This is a genomic window from Phenylobacterium sp. (genome assembly GCF_036723115.1).
In the GTDB taxonomy this organism is placed as follows: domain Bacteria; phylum Pseudomonadota; class Alphaproteobacteria; order Caulobacterales; family Caulobacteraceae; genus Phenylobacterium.
Map to the genome: position 1 here is coordinate 1 of NZ_DAIMHV010000171.1, position 5634 is coordinate 5634.

Annotated in this window: 6 protein-coding genes and 1 pseudogene; 3 read left to right on the forward strand and 4 right to left on the reverse strand. The window is 71.7% G+C overall.

Annotation, left to right across the window (positions count from 1 at the left end):
• Window positions 1-357 precede the first annotated feature (357 nt).
• Entirely contained in the window at window positions 358-966 is a 609-nt protein-coding gene (locus V7D28_RS13585; protein WP_333587921.1) for a GNAT family N-acetyltransferase, read from the forward strand.
• A 30-nt stretch (window positions 967-996) separates the two neighbouring features.
• Here the strand turns inward: V7D28_RS13585 and V7D28_RS13590 are convergent, their stop codons facing one another.
• Both V7D28_RS13590 and tadA read right to left on the reverse strand, forming a co-directional pair.
• Window positions 997-1872: an SDR family NAD(P)-dependent oxidoreductase gene (locus V7D28_RS13590; RefSeq protein ID WP_333587922.1), complete on the reverse strand. Its 876-nt coding sequence runs from the start codon at window positions 1870-1872 to the stop codon at window positions 997-999.
• A 72-nt stretch (window positions 1873-1944) separates the two neighbouring features.
• Window positions 1945-2400 (reverse strand): tRNA adenosine(34) deaminase TadA, encoded by a 456-nt coding sequence (gene tadA, locus V7D28_RS13595; RefSeq protein WP_333587926.1) that lies wholly within the window; start codon window positions 2398-2400, stop codon window positions 1945-1947.
• Window positions 2401-2412: 12 nt separating this feature from the next.
• Here tadA and V7D28_RS13600 point away from each other — a divergent pair, with 12 nt between their 5' ends.
• Complete coding sequence (locus tag V7D28_RS13600; RefSeq protein WP_333587923.1) at window positions 2413-3693, forward strand: pseudouridine synthase; 1281 nt, start codon at window positions 2413-2415, stop codon at window positions 3691-3693.
• Window positions 3694-3696: 3 nt separating this feature from the next.
• Complete coding sequence (gene rsmD / locus V7D28_RS13605; RefSeq protein ID WP_333587924.1) at window positions 3697-4269, forward strand: 16S rRNA (guanine(966)-N(2))-methyltransferase RsmD; 573 nt, start codon at window positions 3697-3699, stop codon at window positions 4267-4269.
• Here rsmD and V7D28_RS13610 read toward each other — a convergent pair.
• On the reverse strand, window positions 4255-4530 hold the full coding sequence (locus V7D28_RS13610) for a YjhX family toxin (protein WP_333587925.1): 276 nt from the start codon (window positions 4528-4530) through the stop codon (window positions 4255-4257). The two genes, rsmD and V7D28_RS13610, sit on opposite strands and share 15 nt — an antisense overlap.
• 230 nt (window positions 4531-4760) lie before the next feature.
• A pseudogene (locus V7D28_RS13615) lies at window positions 4761-5634 on the reverse strand (DNA mismatch repair endonuclease MutL); the annotation flags it as partial.

Sequence of the window (5634 nt, forward strand, 5' to 3'; positions counted from 1 at the left end):
GGCGGGCCTGATCCTGCTGGCCGTGGCCGCCGCCGTCGCCGGCTCAGCCCTGGGGCGGCGACTGCTCGACCACCTGCCTGAGGAGGGCTTTCGCCGCTGGCGACGGTGGATCTTCACCGGCGTGGGCGCAGCCTTCCTGACCCAGGGCCTGTGGCTGCTGGCGGGGGCCTGAGCGGCGTCGCTCGGGCCGGCGCAAATTTGGGCGGGATAAAAAAAGAGCCGCAGCCCAAGCCGGGCGCGGCTCTGAAGGTATAGGGAGGAAACGCCCAAAAGGGCAAGGCGGAGATAACCCTCCCTCCGGCAAACGCAAGGGGTCGGGTGAAAGATTCTTTTGGACCTTGGGTCAGGGGGGACGAGATGCGGCTGGAAGCCCGGATTCTGCAGAACGCTCATGTGCGGCTGGAGCCTTTGGCGGAACGTCATTGTGCGGAATTGCGCGCCGCCTGCGAGGCGGACCCCGACATCTGGCGCGATCTCTATCCGGTGAACTGGGCCGGCGCCGGCTTCGAGACGGCCTGGGACGAGCTGACGGGGCGCCAGGCCCGGGGCGAATGGATCGCCTTCGCCGTGATGGTGGCGGGCCATTGCAGGGGCATGACCGCCTTCATCCGCCCGGACTCCGCCAATCGCGCCGTGGAGGTAGGCGGGACCTATTACGCGCCGGACCTGCGCGGGGGCGTGGTCAATCCCGCGGCCAAGCGGCTGATGCTCGCCCACGCCTTCGAGGCCGGCGCGCGGCGGGTGCAGATCAATGTGGACGCCCTCAACACCCGCTCCCGCGCCGCGGTTCTGAAGCTGGGGGCGGTGCAGGAAGGCGTGCTGCGGCGTGACCGCGTCGTCTGGACCGGCCGCATCCGCGACACGGTGGTCTTCTCGATCCTGGCCGAGGAATGGCCCGCCGTGCGCCAGCGGCTGGACGCGCGGCTTGGCCGGCCGGGACGAGAGCCCGGCGCCCCCGAGGCCTGACCCCGGGGGCGGGGCGTTCAGATCGTCATTCTAGGCGCTGGCGGCCGTGCGTTCGGTCGCGTCGGCGAAGAAGACCTTGTCGGCGTTCTTAGCCACGTCCTGGGCGGTGTAGGGCTTGCCCGGGTTGAAGCCGTCGGTCTGCAGCATCTTGATCTCGCGGACCCCGCGGGAGGAGACGCCCAGCACCTTGCCCGAATGATCGGCGGCCAGATCAGAGACCATGTAGAGCACGCCGGGCGCGATGTTTTCCGGCAGGCTCATGGGATCGGGCTCCTTGCCCTGGCGACCGGGCAGGTCGGAGGTCATGCGGGTGAACGCGCCGGGCGCCAGGCCCATGACCCGGATGCCGTACTTGCGCCCCTCGATGGAGAGCACGCGCATCAGGCCATAGATGCCGGCCTTGGCCGCCCCGTAATTGGCCTGGCCGAAATTGCCATAGAGGCCCGAGGTGGACGAGGTCAGCACCATCACGCCCGGATGGTTGTTGTCCTTCATCCACTTCCACACCGGCCAGGCGCAGCAATAGGTGCCCTTCAGGTGCACCTTCACCACCAGGTCCCAGTCGGCCTCGGAGGTGTTGGCGAAGGTCTTGTCGCGCAGGATGCCGGCGTTGCAGACCAGGATGTCGATCTGGCCGTAGTTATCCAGGGCGGTCTTGAGGATGTTCTCGCCGCCTTCCAGGGTGGAGACATCGTCGCCATTGGCGACCGCCTCGCCGCCGGCGGCCTTGATCTCGTCCACCACCTTCTGGGCGGCGCTGCGGTCGGCGCCGGAGCCGTCGCGGCTTCCCCCCAGGTCGTTGACCACGACCTTGGCGCCTTCCTTGGCGAAGAGCTTGGCATAGGCCTCGCCCAGGCCGCCGCCGGCCCCGGTGATGATGGCCACCTTTCCGTCCAGCAGTCCCATGATGTCCTCCCAAATGCTTCAAGATTTATGGGTGGCATCATCCCGCCCTCTCGGGGCGGAAGGCAAGACGCCTCAGCCCGCCGCCGGCCCCTTGGCGCGGCGGGCGCGGAAGAAACCGCGCAACAGCTCCGCGCTCTCCTCGGCCAGGAGTCCGCCTGTGACCTCGGGCCGCCAGTGGCAGGTGGGCTGCTCGAAGAAGCGCGGGCCGTGGATCACCGCCCCGCCCTTGGGGTCCTCGGCGCCGAAGACCAGCCGGCCGATCCGCGCATGGCTGATGGCGCCGGCGCACATGGCGCAGGGCTCCAGGGTGACCACCAGGGTCAGTCCGGTCAGGCGGTAGTTGCCGAGCTTCCGGCCCGCCTCGCGCAGGGCGACGATCTCGGCGTGGGCGGTGGGGTCGTGGCCGCCGATGGGACCGTTGGCGCCCACGGCGATGACCTCCCCCGTGGCCGGATCGACCACGCAGGCGCCCACAGGGGTCTCTCCGCGCGCTGCGGCGTCTTGCGCCGCCTGCAGGGCGATGCGCATGGTGCGGTGATCATGGTCCACGAACGGCAACGAACTCCTCGCCCCCCCTCCGGTCAAGACGCTGCACCCTACGATCCCCTGGACGAAGGCGGCCAGACCCTGTCTGAAGACGCCGCCGACGGCGGCGGCGAGCGTGTGGCCAAGGCCCTGGCCCGGGCCGGCGTCGCCTCCCGCCGGGAGGTGGAGCGCCTGATCGAAGCCGGGCGCGTGGCGCTGAACGGCCAGGTCCTGACCACGCCCGCCGTGCGGGTGGATCCGGGCGACATTCTCACCGTGGACGGCGAGGTGGTGGATGAGCGCGAGCCCGCCCGGCTGTTCCGCTATCACAAGCCCGCGGGCCTGGTGACCACCCATGCCGATCCGCAAGGCCGCCCGACGGTCTTTGAGTCCCTGCCCGAGGGTCTGCCCCGGCTGATCTCGGTGGGGCGGCTCGACCTCAACACTGAGGGGCTGCTGCTGCTGACCAATGACGGCGGCCTGGCCCGGGCCCTGGAACTGCCCGCCACGGGCCTGCAACGGCGCTATCGCGCCCGGGCGCACGGACGGATCACCCAGGAGCGCCTGGACCGGCTGAAGGCGGGCGTCACGGTGGAGGGCGTCCGCTACGGCCCCATCGAGGCGCGGATCGACAAGGCCCGGGAAGGCGCCCAGGGCGCCAATGTGTGGATCAGCCTGACCCTGTCGGAAGGCAAGAACCGTGAGGTTCGCCGTGTGCTGGAGTCCCTCGGGCTCAAGGTCAATCGCCTGATCCGCCTCTCCTATGGTCCGCTGGCGCTCGGCGCGCTGGAGGCCGGCGAGCTGGAGGAGGTGGGGCCGCGGGTCCTGCGTGAGCAGTTCGCCGACTTCATCGCTCCGGAATACATGCCCAAGGGCGACCGACCGGCCTATGCCCCGCCCCGACGCAAGCGCCCGGCGGGCGCAGCCCGGCGGGCCGAGGCGCCGGACGGCCTGGTGGAGCCGCCCCGCGAGGCGCCGGCCAAGAAGGTCTACAAGGCAGGCTGGGCCAAGCCTAAGGCGCCCGCCCGCCCGCCGCGCCCGGCGCGGGCCAAGGGGAAGGCGGCTCCGGGTCCCAAGACCCGGGGGGCGACCCTGCTGGACCGGCCGGAGGCCAAAGAGGTCCGCGGCCGGGAGGCCGCGCCCGCGGCCAAGGGTCCGGCGGCCCGCCCCAAGGCTGGCCGGCCCGCGCCGGCGGGCGCGCGCCCGAGCGCCAAAGGTGGGCCGAAGGGGTCGTCGAAGGGCCCGCCCCGGGGCGGGCCGCGGGGTGCGCCCAAGGGGCCGCCGAGGCGGGGCTGAGCCATGCGCATCGTATCGGGTGAATTCCGCGGCAAGGCTCTGACCGCGCCGCCAGGCGATCGCACGCGGCCGACCTCGGACCGGGCGCGCCAGGCGATCTTCAACATTCTGGAGCACGCCCCCTGGTCCAGCGGCCTGCGAGATCTGCGCGTGCTTGATCTCTTCGCCGGCTCAGGCGCCCTGGGGTTCGAAGCCCTGTCGCGCGGGGCGCGCTTCTGCCTGTTCGTGGAGACCGACGAGGCCGCCCGGGGCGCAATCCGCGAAAACGTGGACGCCATGGGCCTGTTCGGGCGCACCCGCGTCCATCGCCGCGACGCCACCCAGCTGGGGGTGCGGCCCGGCGCCGACGGGCCCCCTTTCGACATGGCCTTCCTGGACCCGCCCTACGCCAAGGGGCTTGGGGAGACGGCCCTGGCCCGCCTGGCCGAGGGGGGCTGGCTGGCGCCGGACGCCCTGATCGTCTTCGAGCGGGGGGCGACCGAGGCCCCCTTCAGCGTGGCGGGGTTTGCGGAAGTGGACGCCCGCGACTACGGCGCCGCCCGCGTCCACTTCCTGCGTTACTCACCAGGCCCTTAGGGTCGTGCGGTTGTCCGTCTGGCTGCGCAGATTGACCAGCCCCTGGCGGGTGATCCGATAGGGGCCGCCCTGGCGGCTGGCGATGAAGCCGCGCCGCCGCAGCGCCTTGAAGACCTCAAGGTCGCAGTCGGTCAGGCGCCAGCCTTCGCCGGTGATGCAGTCCACGTCGATGATATGGCCGCGCGCATCGCGCACCGGCCGGATGGTCGCGCCCTGGGCGAGGGCGTGCAGCGTCCTTTGCTGCCGCTTGGGAATGTTCAAGAGAAAAAGTCCGGAAGTCAGGCACAGGCCAAGCCGCCCGCGCGCCGTCGCGACGCGGGTTGCGGGTGTGGGCGCCTGATCGCCGCGCGGACGCAAGCGCGTCCGCCGAAGGCTCAGGCCCGCAGGCTCATCGCAACGGGAGGCATAAGGTCCCCTCTTCCAGAAGCTCAAGCATAGGGGGCCTGGCCCCTGGGCGCAAATGGGCCGGCTCCCAATTGTCCGCGCGCGCTCTAACGCCGCCCGAACAGCCGCTCGATGTCGGCCAGTTTCAGCTCCACATAGGTGGGCCGGCCATGGTTGCACTGGCCGGAATGGGGGGTCGCCTCCATCTGGCGCAGCAGGGCGTTCATTTCCGGCCCGCTCAGCCGGCGTCCGGCCCGCACCGAGCCGTGGCAGGCCATGGTGGAGCAGACCTCGGCCAGACGCTCCTTGAGGGACAGGGCCTGGTCGGTGTCGGCCAGGTCGTCGGCGATGTCGCGCACCAGCGCCTTGGCGTCGGTTTCCCCCAGCAGGGCGGGGGTTTCGCGCACCAGCACCGCGCCCTCGCCGAAGGGTTCGATCATCAGGCCCAGGCCCGCCAGCTCCTCGGCCCGCGCCGCCACGCGCTGGGCGTCGGCGGGGTCAAGCTCCACCACCTCGGGGATCAGCAGGGCCTGGCGGGCCACGGCGCCTTCCGCCATCTCGGCCTTCATCCGCTCATAGACCAGACGCTCATGGGCGGCGTGCTGATCGACGATCACCACCCCGTCGCGGGTCTGGGCGACGATATAGGTCTCATGCACCTGGGCGCGGGCCGCCCCCAGGGGCTGGTCCACCGGATCGAAGGGCGCCGGCGCCTCGGCCATGCCGGGCGCAGCGCCTGTCATCCAGGCTGGCGACAGGTCCGGCGCGGCCTCGGTCCGGGCCGAGGCTTCCGACAGGCCGGGGATGACGGCTGCCACCGCCGGCGCCCAACCGCCCTGGCTCCAGGCCGAGAACCCCGCCGGCGAAGGGCCTGAGGGACGCCAGGCGGGCGGCGGGCCGGCGGCGGGCCGCAGACCCTGCAGGGCCTCGGCGGCGACGGTGGTGGAGGCCCTGTGCCCCGCCCCCGCCAGGGCATGACGG